The organism is Microbacterium stercoris (genome assembly GCF_017592545.1).
Taxonomy (GTDB): domain Bacteria; phylum Actinomycetota; class Actinomycetes; order Actinomycetales; family Microbacteriaceae; genus Microbacterium; species Microbacterium stercoris.
Window position 1 is genome coordinate 1 of the sequence record NZ_JAGFOA010000006.1, and the last position, 22,000, is coordinate 22,000.

Below are 22,000 nucleotides of genomic sequence, written 5' to 3' on the forward strand. Positions count from 1 at the left end.
GTTTCGGCGGTCATAGCGAGAGGGAAACGCCCGGTCACATTCCGAACCCGGAAGCTAAGCCTCTCAGCGCCGATGGTACTGCAGGGGGGACCCTGTGGGAGAGTAGGACACCGCCGGACTTCTTTTAGTCAGAAAGGCCACCCAAGGTTGGGTGGCCTTTCTGCGTTTATGCAGGGATCATAGAGGAGTGGACATGGCTGCGAACGACGGCGACCGACCTGACCAGGGACGGGGCGACCGCGGCGAGAACCGTGGCGCTCCTCGAGGAGATCGCAGCGGAGACGGCCGCCGCGACGGTGAGCGCCGTCCGTACGGTGACCGCCCGCAGCGTGACGGCGAACGTCGCTCGTTCGGCGACCGCGACAACCGCCCGCAGCGCGATGGTGAGCGTCGTCCCTACGGTGATCGCCCGCAGCGCGATGGCGAGCGTCGTCCGTATGGTGACCGCCCGCAACGCGATGGTGAGCGTCGTCCGTATGGTGACCGCCCGCAGCGTGACGGTGAGCGCCGCTCGTATGGTGATCGCCCGCAGCGTGATGGTGAGCGTCGTCCCTACGGTGACCGGCCGCCGCGTGATGGTGAGCGTCGCTCGTTCGGCGACCGCGACAGCCGTCCGCAGCGTGACGGCGAGCGCCGTCCCTTCGGTGACCGCCCGCAGCGTGACGGGGAGCGCCGCCCGCATGGCGACCGCCCCCAGCGTGATGGCGAGCGCCGCCCGTATGGTGATCGTCCGCAGCGTGATGGTGAGCGTCGTCCGTATGGCGACCGCGACAACCGCCCGCAGCGTGATGGTGAGCGCCGCTCGTATGGCGACCGTCCGCAGCGCGATGGCGAGCGTCGTCCGTATGGCGACCGTCCGCAGCGCGATGGCGAGCGCCGCTCGTATGGTGACCGTCCGCAGCGCGATGGCGAGCGTCGCTCCTACGGTGATCGCCCGCAGCGTGATGGCGAGCGCCGTCCGTACGGTGACCGCTCGCAGCGTGATGGTGAGCGCCGTCCCTACGGTGACCGCCCGCAGCGTGACGGCGAGCGCCGTCCCTACGGCGACCGCCCCCAGCGCGATGGTGAGCGTCGCTCGTTCGGCGACCGCGACAGCCGCCCCCAGCGTGACGGCGAGCGCCGCCCGTATGGCGACCGCCCCCAGCATGACGGTGAGCGTCGCTCTTACGGCGACCGCGACAACCGCCCCCAGCGTGATGGCGAGCGCCGTCCCTACGGTGATCGCCCGCAGCGTGATGGCGAGCGCCGCTCCTACGGTGACCGCCCGCAGCGGGATGGTGAGCGTCGTCCGTACGGTGACCGCCCGCAGCGTGATGGAGACCGTCGTTTCGGTGGCAGCCGCGACGATCGCCGCTTCGACGGGAGCGACCGCTCGAACTCGCGTCCGCCGGAGCAGGATCGCGTGCGCGATCCGTTCATCCCGGACGAGATCGAGGCGCGCGACCTGCCCTCGCAGGCACGCAATGAGCTGAAGACGCTCAGCAAGGAGAACGCCGAGCGCGTCGCCCGCCACCTCGCGATGGCGGCGCGGACGCTCGACGAGGATCCGGCACTGGCACACGAGCACGCTCAGGCCGCCGTGCGTCACGCCGGCCGGGTCGCCGTCGCGCGAGAGACGCTGGGCATCACGGCGTACACCGTGGGCGACTACGCGCTCGCCCTGCGCGAGCTGCGCACGTACCGCCGCATCACGGGCCGCGATGACCTCATCGCCGTGATCGTCGACAGCGAGCGCGGACTCGGCCGGCCCGAGCGCGCGCTCGAGGAAGGTCGTGCGGTCGACCGCGCGAGCCTGCCGACCGCGGTGCGTGTGGAGCTCGCGATCGCGATGTCGGGTGCTCGCCTCGACCTCGGTGAGACGCAGCTGGCGCTCGTCGAGCTCGACATCCCCGAGCTCGACCCGGACACGGCGTTCGAGTGGAGCCCCGGCCTGTTCGCTGCCCGTGCCACGGTGCTCGAGGATCTCGGCCTGACCGACGAGGCGGCCGATTGGCGCCGCCGCGCGGAGATCGCCGCGGACGCTCTGGGCCACAACGTGGACGAGGACGAGTTCGACGTCATCGAGATCGACGACGCCGACACCGAGGACATCCACGAGGAAGATGAGCGCGCCGACAGCGAGGACATCCGCGAGGAAGCCGAGCAGGTGAACCAGGACGAGGCGACCCCCGCGCAGGCGATCGCGGACGAGTCGGGTCACCCGGACGCAGACTCCGCGGACACGTCCTTCACGGTCGAGGACGAGGTGGACGAGATCCTTGCGGAGATCGACGCCCACTCCGAGATCGAGGCGGACTCCGAGACCGACGCCGACGCCAAGCGCGACGCCGAGAGCGAGAACCGCGACTGATGGGGCTGTTCTCCAAGCGCGCGCCCGAGCGCACGCCCCTCGACGGCGTCGACGTGGTCCTCGCCGACCTCGATGGCGTGGTGTATGCGGGTCCCGGCGCCCTGCCGCACGCGGTCGAGAGCCTCAACCGTGCGGAGGCCGAGGGCCGCCGCCTGGGATACATCACCAACAACGCGTCGCGCACGGACGCGACGGTGGCCGCGCATCTGGCCGAGCTCGGCCTGCACACCAAACCCGAGGACGTCGTCACGAGCCCGCAGGCCGCGATGACCCTTCTGGCACAGCGCGTGGCGCCCGGATCCACGATCCTGGTCGTCGGCGGCGACGGCCTCGTCGACGAACTGCAGAAGGCGGGCTTCGTGCCGACCCGGAGCGCCGGCGACCAGCCCGCCGCTGTCGTGCAGGGGTTCGCCCCCGATGTGAACTGGACCCAGCTCGCGGAGGCCGCCTTCGCGCTGCAGATCCCCGAGGAGGAGGGTGGCATCCCGTGGATCGCCACCAACACCGACTGGACGATCCCGCAGGCGCGCGGCATCGCGCCGGGCAACGGCACGCTCGTCTCCGCCGTCCACACGGCCGTCGGACGCCTTGCGACCGTGGCGGGCAAGCCGGAGGCGCCGATCTTCCACGCGGCGGTCGCGCGCTTCGACGCCGCCTCGCCGCTGATGATCGGCGACCGTCTCGACACGGACATCCTGGGCGCGAACCGCGCGGGTGTGCCGTCGGTGCTTGTGCTCACGGGAATCGATCGGCCGAAGCACGTGCTCGCGGCCCCCGCCGACAGCAGGCCGACCTATATCGTCGAGGACCTGCGTCAGCTCTTCGAGCCCTATCCCGTCGCTGTGGTGAAGGGCGACACGGTGTGGGTGCGCGACGCCGCGGTTCGCATCTCGGGAGCTGACGTCGAGATCGTCGCCGAGGGTGAGCCGATCGACCTGCTCCGTGCCGCGGCGAAGGCGATCTGGGACTCCGGGCGTGCGATCTTCGGCTTCCGCGTGCCGGAGCAGCTGTACGCAGATCCGTTCCGTCCGGCGCGAGGCTGACCCGCCTCTCACCACGCTCCGACGTAGGCTGGGGCCGTGAGTGATGAGACCGAGCAGCACCTCGACGAGGGCTTGCTGACCCGCGTGCGGATCATCGAGACGCAGCCGCTCGCCGATCGGGCGGCGGCGTACGCGACCCTGCACGACGAGCTGTCACGACGCCTCGATCAGGCGCCCTCCCCGGTGCCGGGCGTATGACCCAGCGTCTCGACGCCGAGCTGGCGGCGCGCGGTCTCGCGCGCTCGCGCAGCCATGCGACGACCCTGGTCGAGGAGGGGCGCGTCACAGTGGCGGGGCGTGTGGCCTCGAAGCCGTCGATCAAGGTGGAGTCGTCCACCGAGATCGCGGTGGTCGACGCCGACCACTACGTCAGCCGCGGGGCGCACAAGCTGATCGGGGCTCTCGACGGCTTCGGCATCCGGGTCGACGGACGCACGGCGCTCGACATGGGCGCCTCCACCGGTGGATTCACGCAGGTGCTGCGCGAGCGGGGAGCAGATCCGGTGCTCGCCGTCGACGTCGGACACGGTCAGCTCGCACCGCTCATCGCGCTCGATGCCGGTGTGCGCGTGGTCGAGGGCTACAACGTGCGCTACATGACCGCCGAGAGTCTCGCCGAGGCGAGCGGCGTCGACACCGCACCCTCCGTCATCACCGGCGACCTGTCGTTTATCTCTCTCACCCAGGTGCTGCCCGCGGTCGCCGAGGTGGCGGCGCCCGATGCCGACATCGTGCTGCTGGTCAAGCCGCAGTTCGAGGTGGGGCGCTCGAAGATCGGCGGCGGAGTCGTCACGGACGCCGGCCTGCGGGCCGACGCCGTGCTCGAGGTGCTCTTCACCGCGAAGGATCTGGGGCTCGGCACGCTGGGTGTGCTGCCGTCGCCGATCCATGGCACACACGGGAATGTGGAGACGCTCATCCACATCGCTCCGGGTCGGGGCTCGGATCCGACAGAATGGAAGCGAGAAATCGAACGGGCGTGCGAATGACGCAGCTCCCGACCCCCTGCGACGGAGGCACATGAGCGAGCGCAAGATCCTGGTCGTCGCCCATGCCCATCGCGAGGACACCGTCGATGCGGCCGTGCGCGTGGCGAGTCTGCTGCGCGCAGCGGGCGCTGTTCCGGTGCTCTCGCATGAGGATCGGGCGGCGCTGTCGGCGATCGCTCCCGTGCTGTCGGACGTCGCGGTGCTCGGCACGGATGTCGCCCTCACCGACATCGACCTCGCGATCTCGCTGGGCGGTGACGGTACGATCCTGCGCGCGGCCGAGCTCGTGCGAGAGTGCCCCGCGCCGGTGCTCGGCATCAACATGGGCCACGTGGGCTTCCTGGCCGAGATCGAGCGCGATGCGATGGACTCCGCCGTGCAGCGTGCGGTCGAGGGAGACTACGCGGTCGAAGAGCGACTCGCTCTCGAGGTGCGCGTCAAGGACCGCGCCGACCGAGTGGTGTACACGACCTGGGCGCTGAACGAGGCGACCGTCGAGAAGGACAGCCGTGAGCGGATGATCGAGGTGGTCATCGAGATCGATCGCCGCCCGCTCTCCACGTTCGGGGCCGACGGTGTCGTCATCGCGACGCCGACCGGATCCACCGCGTACAACTTCTCTGCCGGCGGGCCGGTGATCTGGCCGACCGTGCAGGCGATCGCGGTTGTGCCGCTGTCGGCGCATGCGCTGTTCGCGCGGCCCGTGGTGGTCGGTCCCGAGCACGTGGTCGCCGTCGAGGTGCTCGAGGGCGGCGCCGGCGCCTCGGCGGTGCTCTGGTGCGACGGCCGGCGTTCGCACCCTCTGCCTCCGGGTGCCCGGGTGACCGTGCGACGCTCGCCGCAGCCCGTGCGCCTCGCGCGCCTGCATCCGGCGGCCTTCACCGACCGTCTGGTGCGCAAGTTCCAGCTGCCCGTCGCCGGATGGCGCGGGCCCGCGACGATCGACCCGACGGGCGTCATCGACGTCGTCCCGCCCGAGGCCATGGAGTGATGACTTGATCGAAGAGATGCGTCTGCGCGACCTCGGAGTGATCAGCGAGGCCACCCTTCCCATGGGACCGGGCTTCACCGCCATCACGGGCGAGACCGGTGCCGGCAAGACGATGGTCGTCACGGGCCTCGGCCTGCTGCTCGGGCGTCGTGCCGATCCCGGCGCCGTGCGCGCCGGGGCCACCCAGGCTTCGGTCGAAGGCGTCTGGCTCGTGGGCGAGGAGGGCGCCGTCGCCGAGCGCGTCCGCGAGGCGGGCGGCGATCTCGAGCCGATCGGCGACGGCCGCGCCGAGCTCTATCTGTCGCGCACGCTGGCCGCCGAGGGGCGCAGCCGCGCGAGCGTGGGTGGCCGCGCGGCACCCGCGGGCGTGCTGGCTGACCTCGCCGACGAGCTCGTGGTGGTGCACGGCCAGTCCGACCAGCTGCGGCTGAAGTCGTCCGCGGCGCAGCGCGAGGCGCTCGATCGCTTCGCCGGCGAGCCTGTGCGCGAAGCGCTGGCCGCCTATCGCTCGGCGTACGAGGCGTGGAAGTCCCTCGATCGCGAGCTGACCTCGCTCGTGACCGATCGCGAGGCCCGCATCGCTGAGGCAGCGGCCCTGCGGGAGAAGCTCACGGAGATCGAGCAGGCCGAGCCGCAGGCAGGTGAGGATGTCGCTCTCACCGAGCGCGCCGAGCGTCTCGCCAACTCGGAGGAGCTGCGGGCGGCCGCCGCCCAGGCACGCGAGGCGCTGTCCAGCGAGGAGGGCGACGCAGATGTCTCCTCCCTGCTCTCGGACGCACGTCGCTCGCTCGAGCGGGCGGCCGATCCGGCGCTGGCCTCGCTCGCCGAGCAGCTCGCCGACCTCGGATACCGCGTCGCGGACATCGCGGTGGAGCTGTCGGGCTTCCTCGCCGATCTCGACGAGTCGGGACCGGCGGAGCTCGCGGCCGTGGAGGAGCGTCGCGCCGTGCTCAACGCACTCGTGCGCACGCACGGCTCGCTCGACGCGGCCATCGCCCTTCTCGAGACCGGATCCGCGCGGCTCGCGGAGCTGGACGACGACGGTGACCGGGTGGAGCGGCTCGGGGCGCAGCTGAGCGAAGCGCGAGAGGCCGTCGACGCCCGTGCGGAGGCGCTCACGGCGGCCCGCACCGCCGCCGCCGTCGAGCTGTCGGAGGCGGTCACCGAGGAGCTGCACGCCCTGGCCATGCCCGACGCCCGACTGATCGTCCAGGTCGCTCCCGGAGCCGAGGCCTCGCATGGCCACGACGAGGTCTCCCTGCTGCTCGCCCCACACCCCGGGGCCGAGCCGCGCAGCGTCTCGAAGGGCGCGTCGGGTGGCGAGCTCAGCCGGGTGATGCTGGCCATCGAGGTCGTGATCTCGCGGACCGATCCGGTGCCCACCTTCGTCTTCGACGAGGTCGACGCCGGCATCGGCGGCGCCGCCGCGATCGAGGTGGGCCGGCGCCTCGCCCGCCTCGCCGAGAGCTCGCAGGTCATCGCGGTCACGCACCTCGCCCAGGTCGCCGCCTTCGCGAACAACCACCTCTCGGTGGTGAAGGCGAACGACGGATCCGTGACGTCCTCGAGCGTGACGCGCCTTGAGGGAGCGGAGCGCGAGGCGGAGATGGCGCGCCTGCTGTCGGGGCTCAGCGACTCCGATGCCGCCCTCACGCACGCGCAGGAGCTGCTCGCGCTGCGCGGATCCGTGGCACGCTAGGCGCAACGAACGGCGCGCCACTCGGCTCGCTCGAAGCTACGACTGTTAGGATCGAAGCCCGTGATGCAGAAGCCTGACGCGGGATCCGAGACGACCACCAAGCAGATCTTCGTGACGGGTGGTGTCGTCTCGTCGCTCGGCAAGGGACTCACCGCCGCCAGCCTCGGAAATCTCCTGACGGCCCGCGGACTGCACGTCGTGATGCAGAAGCTCGACCCGTATCTGAACGTGGACCCGGGCACGATGAACCCCTTCCAGCACGGTGAGGTCTTCGTCACCGACGACGGCGCCGAGACCGACCTCGACATCGGCCACTACGAGCGCTTCCTCGGGGTGAACCTGAGCCAGGCGGCGAACGTCACCACCGGCCAGATCTACTCGCAGGTCATCGCCAAGGAGCGTCGCGGCGAGTACCTCGGCGACACCGTGCAGGTCATCCCGCACATCACGGACGAGATCAAGCGCCGTATGCGCCTGCAGGCCGAGGCCGACCCGAAGCCCGACGTGATCATCACCGAGGTCGGCGGCACCGTGGGTGACATCGAGTCGCAGCCCTTCCTGGAGTCCGCTCGCCAGCTGCGCCACGAGCTCGGCCGCGACAACGTGTTCTTCGTGCACGTCTCGCTGGTGCCGTTTATGGGAGCCTCCGGCGAGCAGAAGACCAAGCCCACGCAGCACTCCGTCGCCGCGCTGCGCCAGGTCGGCATCCAGCCCGATGTGCTCGTGCTGCGCTCCGACCGGCCCGTCAGCGAGTCCAACCGCGCCAAGATCGCGCTGATGTGCGACGTCGACGCCGAGGCTGTGGTGAACACGGTCGACCTGCCGTCGATCTACGACATCCCCTCGACGCTCAACGACCAGGGCCTCGACGCCTACATCGTGCGACGCCTCGGCCTTGCCGAGAAGGCGAACGAGGTCGACTGGACCCGCTGGAACACGGTGCTCCAGGCGGTGCACAACCCGAAGCTCGAGGTCACGATCGGCCTCGTCGGCAAGTACATCGACCTTCCGGACGCCTACCTGTCGGTGACGGAGGCGATCAAGGCGGGTGGTTTCGCGCACGACGTGAAGGTCAACATCCGGTGGATCCCGTCCGACACGTGCGAGACGCCTGAGGGCGCCGCGCAGCAGCTGTCGGATCTGGACGGCATCTGCGTGCCCGGCGGCTTCGGCATCCGCGGCATCGAGGGCAAGCTCGGCGCGCTGAAGTTCGCGCGCGAGCAGGGGATCCCGACGCTGGGCCTGTGCCTCGGCCTGCAGTGCATGGTCATCGAGTACGCCCGCAACGAGGCCGGCATCGCGGATGCCTCCTCGAGCGAGTTCGACGAGGCGACGGGCACCCACGTCATCGCCACGATGGCCGAGCAGGTCGACATCCTCGAGGGCGGCGACCTGGGTGGCACCATGCGCCTGGGCCTGTACCCGGCGAAGCTCGCCGAGGGCTCGATCGCCGCCGAGGCGTACGGAGCGACCGAGGTCGAGGAGCGCCACCGTCACCGCTACGAGGTGAACAACGCCTACCGCCAGCAGATCGCCGACGCCGGTCTGGTGTTCTCCGGCATCAACCCCGACCTCGACCTCGTCGAGTTCGTCGAGCTGCCGCGCGAGGTGCACCCGTACTACATCGCCACGCAGGCCCACCCCGAGCTGCGTTCGCGTCCGACCGAGCCGCACCCGCTGTTCCGCGGTCTCGTCGGCGCTGCGGTCGCGCGCCACCGCTCGAGCGAGCTGTTCGAGGTCGAGAACGCCTGACATGGCGACACATGGCGAGTTCGGCGATCTCGATCTCCACGATGAGCCGTTTGACGTCGAGGTGCGCGAATCGCACCTCGCCTACCACGGCCACGTCTGGGATGTCCGCGAAGACCGGCTGGTCTACAACGGCTCGGAGCTGATTCGCCACTACGTGGATCACACCGGGGCGGTCGCGATCGTCGCGCTGGATGAGCGGGATCGGATCCTGCTCATCCAGCAGTACCGTCACCCGATCCGCACGCGCGACTGGGAGATCCCGGCCGGGCTGCTCGACATTGACGGCGAGGACCCCCTCGACACCGCCAAGCGCGAGCTCGCGGAGGAGGTCGATCTGGTCGCGGAGCGATGGGACAAGCTGGTTTCGATGGCGCCGACCCCCGGCGGCAGCGACGAGATCATCCACATCTACCTGGCTCGCGGGCTGTCGGATGCGCCGGAGGAGTTCGCGCGCTTCGGCGAGGAAGCGGACATCCGCAGCCTCTGGGTGCCGCTCGACGAGGCGGTGGCCGCGGTGACCGGCGGGCGGCTCATGAACGGCGCCATGATGCTCGGCATCATGGTGACCGCGGAGAGACTGCGCCGGGAGCGCGCCGAAGGCTGATGCTGCTCGAGCGGGCGGTCGACGCGTACCTGCGTCACATCACGATCGAGCGTGGGCTGTCGGACCACACCGTCGCGGCGTATCGGCGCGATCTCGGGGGATACGTCGAGTGGCTCTCGGAGCACGGCGTGGCCGACTCGAGCGACGTGACGCCGGCGATCGTCGCCGAGTTCGCTGCCGAGCGCGCCTCGGCGGAGCCGGCGCCGGCCGCCTCGTCGCTCGCGCGTCTGCAGTCGTCGGTGCGGGGGCTGCACCGGTTCCTCGCGCGAGAGGGTCTGGCCGATGCCGATCCGACTCAGCGGCTGCGCCCGCCGAAGCAGGCTCAGCGCCTGCCCAAGGCGCTCACGATCGAGCAGGTCGAGCGGCTGCTGGCCGCTCCCTCGCCCGAGTACCCGATCGGGATCCGGGATCGCGCGCTGCTGGAGCTGCTCTACGCCACGGGCGCGCGGGTGTCGGAGGCGATCTCACTCGATGTCGACGACCTCTCGACCCTGTCGTCGGAGGGCGCCTCGATCCTGCGCCTGCGGGGCAAGGGAGGCAAGGAGCGGATCGTGCCCGTCGGCTCGTTCGCGCGGGCGGCGCTGGACGCCTACCTCACGCGCGTGCGGCCGGAGCTGGCCACGCGCGGCAAGGCGAGCCCGAAGCTCTTCCTCGGCGCGCGCGGAGCCCCGCTGTCGCGTCAGAGCGCCTGGCTCGTGCTGCAAGCCGCGGCCGAGAAGGCGCAGCTGACCGCGCACGTCTCGCCGCACACGCTGCGGCACTCCTTCGCCACCCATCTGCTGCAGGGCGGCGCCGACGTGCGCGTGGTGCAGGAGCTGCTCGGCCACTCGTCGGTGGCGACCACGCAGATCTACACCCACGTGACGGTCGACGCGCTGCGCGACGTGTACGTCACCTCGCATCCGCGGGCGAGGTGAGTGCGATCCGCGGGTTGGGGCGTCTCGACTCGCAGGCTCGCTCGACGAGCGGGTGGGGACAGGCTCGCTCGACGAGCGGGTGAGGGCAGGCTCGCTCGACGAGCGGGGGAGCGAGCGGGGAGCGCGGGAAGGTGAGGGATCGCCGGGCCGGTCTCCCGGCAGATCCGCGCCCCGTGGCTACGATGGGACGAGCATGACGAAGGCAGGAGCATCGGTGGCGGACAAGAAGGCCCGGGCCAAGGACAAGGATGGCGTCATCCTCGGCGAGACCGGACGTCCGTATCACGGCTTCCCGACCCCGGAGAAGCTGGACGGGCACGGTCCTGCGCGCATCATCGCGCTGTGCAACCAGAAGGGCGGCGTCGGCAAGACGACGACCACGATCAGCCTCGCCGCGGCGCTCGCGTCCTACGGGCGCAAGGTGCTGGCGGTCGACTTCGACCCCCAGGGCGCGCTGACCGTCGGTCTCGGCGTGCAGGCGTACGCGAATGCGCAGGGCGCACCCACGATCTACGACCTGCTGCTCGACACGAAGCGCGACCCCCACGAGGCGATCGTGCCGACGACCACTCCGGGTCTCGACGTCATCCCCGCGAACATCGACCTGTCGGCCGCAGAGGTGCACCTGGTCAACGAGGTCGCGCGCGAGCAGATCCTGTCGCTGGTGCTGCGCAAGGTCGCGGCCGACTACGACGTGATCCTGATCGACTGCCAGCCGTCGCTCGGCCTCCTGACGATCAACGCCCTGACCGCCGCGCACGGCGTGCTCATCCCGATGGAGTGCGAGTTCTTCGCCCTGCGCGGTGTGGCGCTGCTGATCGAGACGATCGGCAAGGTGCGCGACCGCCTGAACCCGTCCATCGAGCTCGACGGTCTGCTCGCGACGATGTACGACCCGCGCACGCTGCACTCGCGCGAGGTGCTGGAGCGCATCGTCGACGCCTTCGGCGACGACGTGCTCGAGACGGTCATCGGCCGCACGGTGAAGTTCCCCGACGCCTCGGTGTCGGGCGTGCCCATCACGGAGTTCGCGCCCGAGCACCCCGCCGCGCAGGCCTACCTGCGCCTGGCGCGGGAGCTGGTCTCGCGTGGCGCTGTCGCCTGACGCGGCGCCCCACGCCGCCACACCGGAGGAGTCCGCACCCGCCGCGGTCACGGGCTTCCGGGTTTCGCTGTCCAACTTCGATGGCCCCTTCGACCTTCTGCTGCACCTGATCTCGCAGCGTGAGCTCGACATCACCGAGGTGTCGCTGTCGAAGGTGACCGACGAGTTCATCGCCTACCTGCGCGACATCACCACGGGCGAGGAGCTCGATCAGGCCTCGCAGTTCCTCGTGGTGGCGGCCACGCTTCTCGACATGAAGGTCGCCGGCCTGCTGCCGCAGGGGGAGCTCGTGGACGCCGAGGCGGTCGCGCTGCTCGAGGCACGCGACCTGCTGTTTGCCCGGCTGCTGCAGTACCGCGCGTTCAAGGAGGTCGCGTCGGGCTGGTTCACCGACCGCCTGCAGGGGGAGGGACGCCGCCACACGCGCAGCGTGCCGCTCGAGGCGAAGCACCGGGCTCAGACGCCCGAGCTCGTCTGGACCCTGAGCCTCGCGGACTTCGCGGCGACCGCGATGCTCGCCTTCGCGCCGCGCGAGATCCCGGTCGTGGGCCTGGATCACCTGCACGCGCCGCTGGTGTCGATCCGCGAGCAGGCGGCAGTGGTCGTCACGCTGCTGCGCGGATCGGCCAAGCTCACCTTCCGCGAACTGATCGCCGGTGTCGATCAGGCCGGGGTGATCGTGGCGCGCTTCATCTCGGTGCTCGAGCTGTACCGGCACGCGGCGATCTCGTTCGAGCAGCTCGAGCCGCTCGGCGAGCTGACGCTCACCTGGACTGCGGAGCACTGGTCCGACGACATGCTGGCGACCCTGGGGGCCGACTATGACCGATGAGACAGAACCTGCCGCGCTCGCGGGCGGGTCGCGGAGCACAGCGGGGCGGGATCGCTATGACCGATGAGACAGAGCCTGCCGCGCTCCCGGGCGGCGTCGCCCAGCGGCTCGAGGCGATCCTGATGATCGCCGACGAGCCGCTCGGAGTGGTCGCGCTCGCGACCGCCGTGGGCGCGCCGGTGCGCGAGGTGCGCGCGGCACTCGCCGCTCTCGTGGCCGACTACGACGGTGTCGACGGCACCCCCGAACGCGGCTTCGAACTGCGCGAGGTGGGCGGTGGTTGGCGGTTCTACGTGCGCGCCGACTACGACGACATGGTGGCGGCATACGTGGGCGGGCAGGCGCCCGCGCGGCTGTCGCAGGCGGCGCTCGAGACGCTCGCCGTGATCGCCTACAAGCAGCCGGTGACGCGCTCGCAGGTCGCGTCGATCCGCGCCGTCAATGTGGACTCGGTCGTGCGCACGCTGCTGGCGCGCGGACTGGTGACGGAGGTGTCCGTCCATCCCGAGACGGGCGCGATCCTGTATGGCACAACGGATCTGCTCCTGCAGCAGCTCGGCATCAACTCGATCGACGAGCTGCCGCCGATCTCGCCGCTGCTGGACGATGGATCCGATGGTTTCGATGAGGTGATGGCATGAGTGATTTCGATGCGCCGGAAGGCGTGCGTCTGCAGAAGGTGCTCGCGAATGCGGGCGTGGCGTCCCGGCGGGTGTCCGAGGACCTGATCGTCGCCGGACGCGTGCGCGTGAACGGGAAGGTGGTGACCGAGCTCGGGCGCCGCATCGATCCGGAGAACGACCTGGTCGACGTGGACGGCACGGCCATCCAGCTCGATGCCGGCAAGCGCTACGTGATGCTCAACAAGCCCACGGGCGTGATCAGCTCGATGAAGGACGATCGCGGACGCCGCGACCTGCGCGAGTTCACGCGCGACTGGGAGGAGCGCCTCTTCAACGTCGGGCGCCTCGACTACGACACCTCCGGGCTGCTCGTGCTGACCAACGACGGCGGGCTGGCGCAGGTGCTCGCGCACCCGTCGTTCGGGGTGACCAAGGTGTACATCGCCAAGGTCGAGGGGACCGTGACGCCCGCGACGATCCAGCGGCTGATCCGCGGCGTCGAGCTCGAAGACGGCCCGATCCAGGCGGACAAGGCCCGGCTGCTCGACAGCTCGCAGGGCACGAGCCTCGTCGAGCTCACGCTGCACTCGGGACGCAACCGCATCGTGCGGCGCATGATGGCCGAGGTCGGTCACCCCGTCATCGAGCTCGTGCGCCGGCAGTTCGGCCCCCTGCACCTGGGAACCCTCCCAGTGGGTCGGGCACGCGAACTGACTAAGGTGGAGAGAGGCGCGCTGCTGACTCTCTCGCGCCAGGGATCCGGCGCGGACGGCGCTGTCGATCCGTCGGGCGAGGTTCCCGCATCCACGGAGGGTCAGGAGAACTCGTGACCGACACCGCTGCGCGTGCCGCCCGGACGACCGGACCCGTCCGGATCGTCGGCGCCGGCCTGCTCGGCGCCTCGATCGGCCACGCCCTCACCGCCCTGGGCGTCGACGTGATCCTCAGCGACACGTCGCCCACCCAGCTGCGCCTCGCCATCGACTACGGCGCCGGACGTGCCGAGGCCCCCGGCGATGCCCCCGCGCTCATCGTCGTCGCCGTGCCGCCGGACGTCACGGCCGACATCGTCCAGCGCGAGCTCGAGCGCTTCCCGGGCGTCGTCGTCACCGACGTGGCCTCGGTCAAGCTCGAGCCGCTCCAGGTGCTGCGGCAGCGAGGCGTCGACCTCACTCACTACATCGGCTCGCACCCCATGGCCGGGCGCGAACGCGGCGGGGCCATCTCCGCGCGGGCCGACATCTTCACGGGGCGCCCCTGGGTGGTCTGCCGCGACGAGGAGACACCCGCGGCCGACCTCGCGCTCGTCGAGGCGCTCGCGCTCGACGTCGGGGCGATGCCGATCGAGATGACGCCCGAGGAGCACGACCGCTCGGTCGCACTCGTCTCGCATGTGCCCCAGGTGGTCGCGAGCCTGCTCGCGGCGCGCTTCACCGAGGCCGCCGAGGACTCGCTGCGGCTCGCAGGCCAAGGGGTGCGCGACACCACGCGCATCGCGCACTCCGCGCCCGAGCTGTGGGTGCAGATCCTCGGTGCGAACTCCCGCCCCGTCGTCGCCGTGCTCGATGCGCTCGCCGCCGACCTGTCCGCGCTCGCCGCGGCCCTCAGGGATCCGGATGCCGCGGGCTCGCGCCGCGAGATCGCCGATGCGATCCGGCGCGGCAACGAGGGCGTCGAGCGACTGCCCGGCAAGCACGGCCAGAACCGGCGCTTCGAGACCTTCGTCGTGATGATCGACGACACCGCCGGCCAGCTGGGTCGCCTGTTCGGCGAGCTGGGCGAGCTGGACATCAACATCGAGGACCTGCGCCTCGAGCACTCGCCGGGGGCGCAGTTCGGCCTCGCCGAGATCAGCGTCGTACCGGGTGCCCTGCGGGCGGCCGTCGACGGGCTCGAGCAGCGCGGCTGGCGGATCGCGAGCGCCGTCTCATGAAGGGAATCGGCCATGACTGAACTCACCCCCATCATCGCGATCGACGGCCCCGCCGGATCCGGCAAGTCGAGCGTCTCGAAGGAGGTCGCGCGTCGCCGCGGCTACGGCTTCCTCGACACCGGCGCCGGCTACCGCGCGCTGTCGTGGCACCTTGCGCAGTCGGGCGTCGACGGCACCGACGCCGATGCGGTGATCCACGCGCTCGCCGCGTTCAATCTCAGCCTCGGGCTCGATCCCGACGACCGCACCGTCACCGTCGGCGGCACGGATGTGACCGCGGTGATCCGCACCCCCGAGGTGACCGCGGGGATCGCGGCCTTCGTGCAGGTCGCCGAGGTGCGCGCGTGGCTGAACGCCATCTACCGCCGCCTTGCGGGGGAGTCGGGCCTGGGTGGCGTCGTCATCGAGGGGCGCGACATCACGTCGGTCGTCGCACCGGACGCGCCCGTGCGCATCCTGATGACGGCCTCGCCGGAGGTGCGCGCGCAGCGCCGCGGCATCGAGCTCGGCGCCGACACCGAGGAGGTGAAGCAGGCGATCCTCGCCCGCGACGCCTCGGACAGCCACGTGCTGGATCTCGCGGAGGCGGATCCGGGAGTGGACGTCGTCGACTCGACCGAGTTGGATTTCGAACAGACCATCGAGGCCGTCATCGCGGTCATCGACCGAAAGCTGGAGGCCCACAATGGCCGTTGAAGACGAGTACGAGGGCAAGCCCGACCGCCTCGCCGAGCGCCTGGCGGAGGTGGACGAGGAGCTCGCCGAGCGCCGCGCCGCCACCCTGCGCCAGGGACTCGAGGACTACGACCTCGACGCGGAGGATGCGGCGCTGCTCGCCGGCATCCAGCGTGGCGAGGACGGCATCGAGTACCTGCCGGCGCTGCCGGTGGTGGCGATCGTCGGTCGCCCGAACGTCGGCAAGTCGGCGCTGGTGAACCGCATCCTCGGGCGCCGCGAGGCCGTCGTCGAGGACACCCCGGGTGTCACCCGCGACCGCGTCACCTACAAGGCCGAGTGGAACGACCGCCGCTTCTCGCTGGTCGACACCGGCGGCTGGGAGCCCGACGCCAAGGGCATCGACAAGTCTGTCGCCCTGCAGAGCGAGGTCGCCATCGACCTGGCCGACGCGATCATCTTCGTCGTCGATGCGATGGTCGGTGCGACCGCGACCGACGAGCACGTTGTGAAGCTGCTGCGCAAGACCGACAAGCCGGTCTTCCTCGTGGCCAACAAGATCGACGATGCCCGCCACGAGCCCGAGGCCTACGCCCTGTGGAATCTCGGCCTCGGCGAGCCGCACCCCATCTCGGCCATCCACGGCCGCGGTGTGGCCGACCTGCTGGATGCGATCCTCGCGAAGCTTCCCGAGGTGTCGGCCGTCGCCAAGCACGAGATCGGCGGTCCGCGCCGCGTGGCGATCATCGGCCGCCCGAACGTGGGCAAGTCGTCGCTGCTGAACAAGGCCGCGGGCGAGGAGCGCGTGGTCGTCAACGAGCTCGCGGGCACCACCCGCGACCCGGTGGACGAGGTCGTCGAGCTCGGCGGCAAGATGTGGACCCTCGTGGACACCGCCGGCATCCGCCGTCGTGTGCACATGCAGCAGGGCGCCGACTTCTACGCGTCGCTGCGCACCTCCGCCGCGCTCGAGAAGGCGGAGGTCGCGATCGTCGTGCTCGATGTGAGCCAGCCGATCAGCGAGCAGGACATCCGGATCATCGACCTCGTGCTCGAATCGGGCCGTGCCCTCGTGCTCGCCTTCAACAAGTGGGACGAGCTGCTCGAGGACGACCGCAAGGGCGGTGACCGCCGTCGGATGCTCGAGCGCGAGATCGAGCAGGACCTGGCGCACGTCGCCTGGGCACCGCGCATCAACATCTCCGCGAAGACGGGCCGCCACCTGGAGAAGCTGGTGCCGGCTCTCGAGACCGCGCTCGAGTCGTGGGATCAGCGCATCCCGACCGGCAAGTTCAACGCGTTCCTGTCGGAGCTCGTCGCCGAGCACCCGCACCCGCTGCGCGGCGGCAAGCAGCCCCGCATCCTGTTCGGCACGCAGGCGGGCACGCGTCCGCCGACCTTCGTGCTGTTCACGACCGGATTCCTCGACCCGGGCTACCGCCGCTTCGTGCAGCGCCGCCTGCGCGAGCTGTGGGGCTTCGAGGGCACGCCGATCGTCATCAACATGCGCGTGCGCGAGCGTCGCCAGAAGTCGTAAGCTCCAGCGCCCCGTATCCAGCCCCGCGTCACTCGATGACGCGGGGCCGGACGCATGCGGGGGTGCTGTGTCAGGCTGGGAGGGTGACGATCGAACCTGCCCGCGCCGGAGAGCCTCCCCGGTTCATCGGCCCGCGCGATCCGGGGGATGCCTGGGTCGTCTCGGAGACGGGCGAGCGCTACTGGGGCCGCTTCGGCGCCGCGGGGCTGCTGGCGTTCGACGCCGAGCGCGGTGTGCTGCTGCAGCATCGCGTGGGCTGGAGCCACTTCGGCGGAACCTGGGCCCTGCCCGGGGGAGCGCTGCACGAGGGCGAGCGCGCCCTCGACGGCGCGCTGCGCGAGGCCTCGGAGGAGGCTGGTGTTCCGCTCACCGCGGTGCGCCCGCGGTTCACCTCGGTGCTGGATCTCGAGATCTGGCAGTACACGACCGTGATCGCGGATGTCGTGACGCACTTCGCCGGCGCGGTGACCGATCCGGAGAGCGTGGCGGTCGAGTGGACGGCCGAGCACGCCGTCGATGACCGGCCCCTGCATCCCGGGTTCGGGGCCGCGTGGCCTCGCCTGCAGGAGCTGCTGCACGTGCGGCCGGTGATCGTGGTGGACGCCGCGAACGTGGTCGGATCCGTGCCGGACGGCTGGTGGAAGGATCGCGCCGGGGCGACGTCGCGGCTGCTGGAGCGCGTGTCTCGGCTGTCGGGCGACGGGGTGCCGGCGGCGGCGCTCGGGCTCGGGGCGACGCACTGGTTCCCGGAGATCGTGGTCGTCGAGGGTGCCGCGGGCGTGGTGCCCGAGGTCGACGGGGTGCGGATCGTGCGCGCTTCCGGATCGGGCGACGATGCGCTCGCCGGCGAGGTGGCCGAGCTCGTCGAGGACGGCTTCGTGGTGACGGCGGTCACGAGCGATCGCGGGCTGCGCGCCCGGGCGGAGGACGCCGGCGCCACCGTGCGCGGCTCCGGGTGGCTGCTCGAGCTCCTGGGCTGACGGGGCGTTTTCGGGCCGGCGGGGTTGCCGGTCTGCCGAGCGGCGCGGTTGCGCGGTGCGCGTCAGTCGCGGCCGCGGAGGTGGTCGATCTCGCGACGTTCGCGCTTGGTGGGGCGGCCCGCGCCGCGGTCGCGCACGGCGATGACGCCGGCGAACTCGCGCGGCGGCGGGGGAGGCGTCTTGTCTTCGAAGGCCGTCGCGGCCACGGCCGCGCCGACGCGCTTGGCGATGGGCTCGCGCACGGTGAGCATGCGGTCGAAGCCGTTGATGCGCACGCGCAGTTCGTCGCCCGGTCGTACGACCTGGGCGGCCTTCGCCGGGGAGCCGTTCACGCGCACGTGGCCGGCGCGGCAGGCCGTGGTGGCCGCGGAGCGGGTCTTGTAGACGCGGATGGCCCACAGCCAGGCGTCGACGCGAACGGATCCGGAGCTCATCCGTCCATCGTATGGAGTGCCGGCGGTCAGAGGTCGAGCGCGACGACGACCCGGTTGGGTGTGGGGCGGGCGACCTCGCGGAAGCCGGCCCGGAGGAAGGTCGAGACCGCGCCGACGAACAGCGCGTTGGTCGACGGCTTCGTCGTGTCGGTGGCGATGGGGTAGCCCTCCACCACCCGCGCGCCGCTCGCGCGGGCGTAGTCGACGGCCGCCGCGAGCAGGGCTGCGTTGAGCCCGAGGCGGCGGTGTTCGCGGCGCACGGAGAAGCAGGTGACGGCCCACACCCCCTCATCGTCGAGGGGGAGCGCGGATCCGGTCTTCACGATGCGGGTGCGGATGGTGCGCTGCTGAGCAGGGTGGGGACCGATCCGGATCCATCCCGCGGGCTCGCCGTCGACGTACGCGACGAGACCGGGAGGGGGCCCTGACTGCAGCTCGTGGCGCAGCAGCTCGCCGCGCTGCTCGACGGTGGTGGCGTTCCATTCCGCGTTCGAGAGCATGGGCCACGCGCACTGGCAGGAGCGCCCGTCGCCCCCGCCCGAGAGCGCCGCCTGCACGTCGTCCCACTCGGCCATCGTGGCCGGTCGAGTCGTGATCTCGGTCATGCCGATCAGGGTAGACCGGGCCTCCGACACGCGCGACGAACGCGCTTCGGGGGCGCGGTTCGCGGCACCGCGCGCGACCGGCTAGACTGTTCGAGTTGCCTGCTTCGGTGGGCATCGGGCTGTGGCGCAGCTTGGTAGCGCACTTGACTGGGGGTCAAGGGGTCGCAGGTTCAAATCCTGTCAGCCCGACAGAATAGCCCCGGTGATCCTCGGATCGCCGGGGCTTCGTCGTTGTCGGCACCCGGTCGGAGTCGATACGGGCCAGAGGGCAGCCGAAGGAGTGTGGCAGCGCTATCCGTCGCACGTCGACTAACGTCGCCGATCAGGTATGTGTAGATGGCTCTCGTGATGCAGATCTGCGCGTAACGGAGATGCTTCGACACGAGCGCGATGTTGGTGCCGCTCGCGAGTAGCAGCGACGTACATGTGGCGCAGACCTTGCGGCGTCCTGTCGGCGCCGGACATCGTACCGAAGCGTCTCAAACGGCCCCGTCCTGTACTGGGGCCGCAGCGGCGCGCCGTTCTCGTTCCGGCTCGAACTGGTGCGCGTCCGTCGAGCCACTGCCCGAACTTGACGCGGCTCGGCTCGGCTCGGCGAACTTGGGCCGTGGTCATGCCCGGCGCGTGCGCGGACTATGCGGTCCGCTTGCTGTCGAAGTCTCGGTTTGGGGCGGTCAGAGCAACGTGGGAGCGTCGGGGAGCGGTTCGATTGAGCGCAGTGTGTAGACGTCTCGGCGGCGTGGGTTCGCTCCCTTGCCGATGATGGTGACGACGTCGAACACTGCCTGCACACGCTGGTTCGCGGCGTCATGCTGCACGACCTGCTCCATGAGTTCGGCGGTTGGCACCGCTGCCTCGATCGCGCCCGCACCGTCAGGGGCGAACCACAGCGCGCCGACCGACCTTCGCTGACCGTCGATCGCGCCGACGAGCGTGACCTCGGTCGTGCTTTCCTGCCGCTCGTCGAGGACCCGCAGCAGGGCCTTCGCACCCGCTGGGCCGACGTGTATGCGCTGGAATCCGTGCTGTGACCGCAGTTCGCCCTCGACGTCCCAGTCTTGGGCGTCGATCGCTCTCGCTGCTCTCTTCAGGCCTGCGTGTGCCTTCTGCGGCAGGTTCGCAGCCAGCCCTGAGAGCACGTCATCGGTGACATTCGCGCCCTCGGCCTGGGAGCGCGCGAGTAGCACGGCGACGGTGTCGAGAGACTTCGAGTCGACGGACGGCGTGCGCGTCATCTGCGCAGTGCGTCCCGCTGCCTCTTCGGGCGTCGCTGCCCGCAGCACGACGCGCACCGAGCCGGGGCTGAGCGCGAGGATGCGTAGCGTCGATGCACGACGCTGACGATCGAGCAGGTGCTTCGCGACTTCCTTCGTCGCGTCGGCCACGCCCCGCACCAACTGGGCGAACCACTCTGCGTTCGCGTCGTGGCCGTGCACTGTGTCGCCAGTCAAGTGCAGGTCGAGTTCCGACTGCGCGCGGTTCGTCAGTTCGAACAGTGTGCGGTGCAGCGCAACGTTCTCGGCAGCGAGCGCTTCGAGCGACTGCCGCTGAAGGCGGCTCGCGAAGTCATCACCCTCGGCGGCGAGCCACGCGTCGCGGAACTCGTCGAGTGCTTTGTCCGTTAGCGTCATGGCCTCACCTCCACGAAGCCCTTCTGGGTGCCCGATACTTTCTCGCGGTTCTGGTCGAGCACCGTGGACCAATGCTCCCGCCAATAGAGCGTCTTGTCGACGTTGCCCCGGAGACAGATGAACGCGTCGACCAGACCCGACATCGGTTGCTGTCGCGGCGGTCCCGCCGCGGTGAACATCGGGGCGAGTCGCTGCTGCTCGTCGTCGGTGAGGTTGTTGAGATCATCCGGCCTGATCATGACCGTAACATCGACGTCCGACGGTGCCGCCCAGGGCTTGTGAGTGACGAAGCCGCCGTCGACCCAGAACCGGGCGTCGGGGACGATGCCGGTGATGATCTCGTGCCAGAGGCGGAACGCGTCGAAGACGATGCGGCGCCGGTCGCGGAACGGGGCGGCGATGACAAAGCGTTCTTCGATCTCGTCGAGGCTTGCCGTGTGAAGCCCGTGCGGGAGATACCAAGTCCCGTCGTCGATGTCCGGGATCACGCGTCAGTCCCCATGCGCGTGAGTATATCCAGCTCGTTCCATCCCAGACGCACTGCGATCGCGGTCGCGATGCGCTGGGACGCTGCGGCTGCGCTTCCACTCGCTGACGCGCGGGCGTCAAGACGAGTGTCAGGCCTCCTGCGCCTTTCAGCCTGCGATCAGCGCTGCGACGACGGTGACAACGGTTGCGGTCCATTCCATGAGGCGCACCCTACATGCGGCGGTGACAGTTACTTCACGGTGCCGCGGGTGCGGAGGAACCGTTCGGTCTTGACGGCTGCTGGGCGCGCTTGCTCGATCGTGTCGCGCATGGCTTGCTCGTCGTCCTCCGTGATCTCCCACGTGAGGGTCACCCAGTGTCGCGCCTGGGGGACGTACTGCGCGATCTCAGCGAGCGCGGCTTTGGCGCTTCCCGTGGCCTCAAGGAAGTCCGTAACGCCTCGCTCTACGGTGGTGCGGTTGTAGTCGGAGCGCTGATCCCCATTCCCGGGGTAGGACAACCCGCTTTCGGGCAGACCGTTCGGCACGTGACGCTTGGCCTGCACGATGAGTAATGCCGCCGTCGCCGCGTCAAACTTCGCATGCACCGCGTCCCGGCGTTGCTGACGTGACTGAAGCGCAGGCGTGAGGACGGCGATGATGATCGCGACTGCAGCCGAAATGATGGCCGTGACGATCCCGTCGCCGAGTGTGAAGGGTGCCCCGCCATCTGCGGCGGAATCGGTGGGGCTCGGGGAGACCGTGGCCGCGGCCGCCCACATCGTCGTTATCACCTGCCGAGCGTATCGACGACGACGCTCTGGGCGCGACAA

23 protein-coding genes, 1 tRNA gene and 1 rRNA gene are annotated in these 22,000 nt (G+C 70.5%); 19 read left to right on the forward strand and 6 right to left on the reverse strand.

Annotated elements, in window-relative coordinates:
- Positions 1 to 2: 2 nt before the first annotated feature.
- A 5S ribosomal RNA gene (gene rrf, locus J5V96_RS13695) occupies positions 3 to 119 on the forward strand.
- 47 nt (positions 120 to 166) lie between these two features.
- Here the strand turns inward: rrf and J5V96_RS13700 are convergent.
- Complete coding sequence (locus J5V96_RS13700) at positions 167 to 1,147, reverse strand: hypothetical protein (protein WP_208504290.1); 981 nt, start codon at positions 1,145 to 1,147, stop codon at positions 167 to 169.
- Between the two features lie 255 nt (positions 1,148 to 1,402).
- Between J5V96_RS13700 and J5V96_RS13705 the strand changes: the two genes are divergently transcribed.
- From J5V96_RS13705 to J5V96_RS13785, 17 genes are all read left to right on the forward strand, one after another.
- Positions 1,403 to 2,350, forward strand: coding sequence for a hypothetical protein (locus J5V96_RS13705; RefSeq protein ID WP_307793636.1), 948 nt, complete (start codon positions 1,403 to 1,405; stop codon positions 2,348 to 2,350).
- Positions 2,350 to 3,393, forward strand: a complete 1,044-nt coding sequence (locus tag J5V96_RS13710) for an HAD-IIA family hydrolase (protein ID WP_208504300.1) — start codon at positions 2,350 to 2,352, stop codon at positions 3,391 to 3,393. Before J5V96_RS13705 ends, J5V96_RS13710 begins: the two co-directional genes overlap by 1 nt.
- A 36-nt stretch (positions 3,394 to 3,429) precedes the next feature.
- Entirely contained in the window at positions 3,430 to 3,591 is a 162-nt protein-coding gene (locus J5V96_RS13715) for a hypothetical protein (protein WP_208504301.1), read from the forward strand.
- Positions 3,588 to 4,382, forward strand: a complete 795-nt coding sequence (locus J5V96_RS13720) for a TlyA family RNA methyltransferase (RefSeq protein ID WP_208504303.1) — start codon at positions 3,588 to 3,590, stop codon at positions 4,380 to 4,382. Before J5V96_RS13715 ends, J5V96_RS13720 begins: the two co-directional genes overlap by 4 nt.
- 31 nt (positions 4,383 to 4,413) lie before the next feature.
- Positions 4,414 to 5,373 (forward strand): NAD kinase, encoded by a 960-nt coding sequence (locus J5V96_RS13725; RefSeq protein WP_208504305.1) that lies wholly within the window; start codon positions 4,414 to 4,416, stop codon positions 5,371 to 5,373.
- A 4-nt stretch (positions 5,374 to 5,377) separates the two neighbouring features.
- Positions 5,378 to 7,072: a DNA repair protein RecN gene (gene recN / locus J5V96_RS13730; protein ID WP_208504307.1), complete on the forward strand. Its 1,695-nt coding sequence runs from the start codon at positions 5,378 to 5,380 to the stop codon at positions 7,070 to 7,072.
- A gap of 63 nt (positions 7,073 to 7,135) precedes the next feature.
- Positions 7,136 to 8,824, forward strand: coding sequence for a CTP synthase (pyrG, locus tag J5V96_RS13735; protein WP_208504828.1), 1,689 nt, complete (start codon positions 7,136 to 7,138; stop codon positions 8,822 to 8,824).
- Between the two features lies 1 nt (position 8,825).
- Complete coding sequence (locus tag J5V96_RS13740) at positions 8,826 to 9,428, forward strand: NUDIX domain-containing protein (protein WP_208504309.1); 603 nt, start codon at positions 8,826 to 8,828, stop codon at positions 9,426 to 9,428.
- The gene (gene xerD / locus J5V96_RS13745; protein WP_208504311.1) at positions 9,428 to 10,345 is read left to right on the forward strand and encodes a site-specific tyrosine recombinase XerD; all 918 of its coding nucleotides are present in this window, start codon (positions 9,428 to 9,430) and stop codon (positions 10,343 to 10,345) included. Before J5V96_RS13740 ends, xerD begins: the two co-directional genes overlap by 1 nt.
- 193 nt (positions 10,346 to 10,538) lie before the next feature.
- Positions 10,539 to 11,450: a ParA family protein gene (locus J5V96_RS13750; RefSeq protein WP_208504313.1), complete on the forward strand. Its 912-nt coding sequence runs from the start codon at positions 10,539 to 10,541 to the stop codon at positions 11,448 to 11,450.
- Positions 11,434 to 12,282 (forward strand): segregation and condensation protein A, encoded by an 849-nt coding sequence (locus tag J5V96_RS13755; protein ID WP_208504315.1) that lies wholly within the window; start codon positions 11,434 to 11,436, stop codon positions 12,280 to 12,282. The genes J5V96_RS13750 and J5V96_RS13755 overlap by 17 nt, the downstream gene beginning before the upstream one ends.
- 56 nt (positions 12,283 to 12,338) lie before the next feature.
- Positions 12,339 to 12,923 carry an SMC-Scp complex subunit ScpB gene (gene scpB, locus J5V96_RS13760; RefSeq protein WP_208504317.1) on the forward strand — a complete coding sequence of 195 codons (585 nt, stop codon included), beginning with the start codon at positions 12,339 to 12,341 and terminating at the stop codon, positions 12,921 to 12,923.
- Complete coding sequence (locus J5V96_RS13765; RefSeq protein WP_208504319.1) at positions 12,920 to 13,735, forward strand: pseudouridine synthase; 816 nt, start codon at positions 12,920 to 12,922, stop codon at positions 13,733 to 13,735. The genes scpB and J5V96_RS13765 overlap by 4 nt, the downstream gene beginning before the upstream one ends.
- Positions 13,732 to 14,838 carry a prephenate dehydrogenase gene (locus J5V96_RS13770; protein WP_208504321.1) on the forward strand — a complete coding sequence of 369 codons (1,107 nt, stop codon included), beginning with the start codon at positions 13,732 to 13,734 and terminating at the stop codon, positions 14,836 to 14,838. Before J5V96_RS13765 ends, J5V96_RS13770 begins: the two co-directional genes overlap by 4 nt.
- Positions 14,839 to 14,850: 12 nt before the next feature.
- On the forward strand, positions 14,851 to 15,534 hold the full coding sequence (cmk, locus tag J5V96_RS13775; protein WP_208504323.1) for a (d)CMP kinase: 684 nt from the start codon (positions 14,851 to 14,853) through the stop codon (positions 15,532 to 15,534).
- A complete protein-coding gene (der, locus tag J5V96_RS13780; protein WP_208504325.1) occupies positions 15,524 to 17,050 on the forward strand; it encodes a ribosome biogenesis GTPase Der in 1,527 nt (508 codons plus the stop codon). The genes cmk and der overlap by 11 nt, the downstream gene beginning before the upstream one ends.
- Before the next feature lie 83 nt (positions 17,051 to 17,133).
- The gene (locus J5V96_RS13785; protein ID WP_307793639.1) at positions 17,134 to 18,030 is read left to right on the forward strand and encodes an NUDIX domain-containing protein; all 897 of its coding nucleotides are present in this window, start codon (positions 17,134 to 17,136) and stop codon (positions 18,028 to 18,030) included.
- A 62-nt stretch (positions 18,031 to 18,092) separates the two neighbouring features.
- Here J5V96_RS13785 and J5V96_RS13790 read toward each other — a convergent pair whose 3' ends face one another.
- Both J5V96_RS13790 and J5V96_RS13795 read right to left on the reverse strand, forming a co-directional pair.
- Positions 18,093 to 18,464, reverse strand: coding sequence for an RNA-binding S4 domain-containing protein (locus J5V96_RS13790; RefSeq protein ID WP_208504329.1), 372 nt, complete (start codon positions 18,462 to 18,464; stop codon positions 18,093 to 18,095).
- A gap of 26 nt (positions 18,465 to 18,490) precedes the next feature.
- Positions 18,491 to 19,069, reverse strand: coding sequence for a GNAT family N-acetyltransferase (locus tag J5V96_RS13795; protein ID WP_208504331.1), 579 nt, complete (start codon positions 19,067 to 19,069; stop codon positions 18,491 to 18,493).
- Positions 19,070 to 19,184: 115 nt separating this feature from the next.
- Between J5V96_RS13795 and J5V96_RS13800 the strand changes: the two genes are divergently transcribed.
- Positions 19,185 to 19,258, forward strand: a tRNA-Pro gene (locus J5V96_RS13800).
- Positions 19,259 to 19,743: 485 nt separating this feature from the next.
- Here J5V96_RS13800 and J5V96_RS13805 read toward each other — a convergent pair.
- The 3 genes from J5V96_RS13805 to J5V96_RS13815 all read right to left on the reverse strand — a co-directional run bounded on the left by J5V96_RS13805 (position 19,744) and on the right by J5V96_RS13815 (position 21,961).
- Positions 19,744 to 20,700 carry a hypothetical protein gene (locus J5V96_RS13805; RefSeq protein ID WP_208504334.1) on the reverse strand — a complete coding sequence of 319 codons (957 nt, stop codon included), beginning with the start codon at positions 20,698 to 20,700 and terminating at the stop codon, positions 19,744 to 19,746.
- Positions 20,697 to 21,188 carry a DUF6932 family protein gene (locus tag J5V96_RS13810; RefSeq protein WP_208504336.1) on the reverse strand — a complete coding sequence of 164 codons (492 nt, stop codon included), beginning with the start codon at positions 21,186 to 21,188 and terminating at the stop codon, positions 20,697 to 20,699. Before J5V96_RS13810 ends, J5V96_RS13805 begins: the two co-directional genes overlap by 4 nt.
- A gap of 230 nt (positions 21,189 to 21,418) precedes the next feature.
- Positions 21,419 to 21,961 (reverse strand): hypothetical protein, encoded by a 543-nt coding sequence (locus tag J5V96_RS13815; protein WP_208504338.1) that lies wholly within the window; start codon positions 21,959 to 21,961, stop codon positions 21,419 to 21,421.
- Between the last annotated feature and the right edge of the window lie 39 nt (positions 21,962 to 22,000).

Bases quoted from the DNA above. Each gene is read 5' to 3' on its own strand.
- J5V96_RS13700 (WP_208504290.1), bottom strand. From the start codon at position 1,147: ATGCTGGGGGCGGTCGCCATACGGGCGGCGCTCGCCGTCACGCTGGGG.
- J5V96_RS13710 (WP_208504300.1), top strand. From the start codon at position 2,350: ATGGGGCTGTTCTCCAAGCGCGCGCCCGAGCGCACGCCCCTCGACGGC.
- J5V96_RS13720 (WP_208504303.1), top strand. From the start codon at position 3,588: ATGACCCAGCGTCTCGACGCCGAGCTGGCGGCGCGCGGTCTCGCGCGC.
- J5V96_RS13725 (WP_208504305.1), top strand. From the start codon at position 4,414: ATGAGCGAGCGCAAGATCCTGGTCGTCGCCCATGCCCATCGCGAGGAC.
- pyrG (WP_208504828.1), top strand. From the start codon at position 7,136: ATGCAGAAGCCTGACGCGGGATCCGAGACGACCACCAAGCAGATCTTC.
- J5V96_RS13740 (WP_208504309.1), top strand. From the start codon at position 8,826: ATGGCGACACATGGCGAGTTCGGCGATCTCGATCTCCACGATGAGCCG.
- xerD (WP_208504311.1), top strand. From the start codon at position 9,428: ATGCTGCTCGAGCGGGCGGTCGACGCGTACCTGCGTCACATCACGATC.
- J5V96_RS13750 (WP_208504313.1), top strand. From the start codon at position 10,539: ATGACGAAGGCAGGAGCATCGGTGGCGGACAAGAAGGCCCGGGCCAAG.
- scpB (WP_208504317.1), top strand. From the start codon at position 12,339: ATGACCGATGAGACAGAGCCTGCCGCGCTCCCGGGCGGCGTCGCCCAG.
- J5V96_RS13765 (WP_208504319.1), top strand. From the start codon at position 12,920: ATGAGTGATTTCGATGCGCCGGAAGGCGTGCGTCTGCAGAAGGTGCTC.
- cmk (WP_208504323.1), top strand. From the start codon at position 14,851: ATGACTGAACTCACCCCCATCATCGCGATCGACGGCCCCGCCGGATCC.
- der (WP_208504325.1), top strand. From the start codon at position 15,524: ATGGCCGTTGAAGACGAGTACGAGGGCAAGCCCGACCGCCTCGCCGAG.
- J5V96_RS13790 (WP_208504329.1), bottom strand. From the start codon at position 18,464: ATGAGCTCCGGATCCGTTCGCGTCGACGCCTGGCTGTGGGCCATCCGC.
- J5V96_RS13795 (WP_208504331.1), bottom strand. From the start codon at position 19,069: ATGACCGAGATCACGACTCGACCGGCCACGATGGCCGAGTGGGACGAC.
- J5V96_RS13805 (WP_208504334.1), bottom strand. From the start codon at position 20,700: ATGACGCTAACGGACAAAGCACTCGACGAGTTCCGCGACGCGTGGCTC.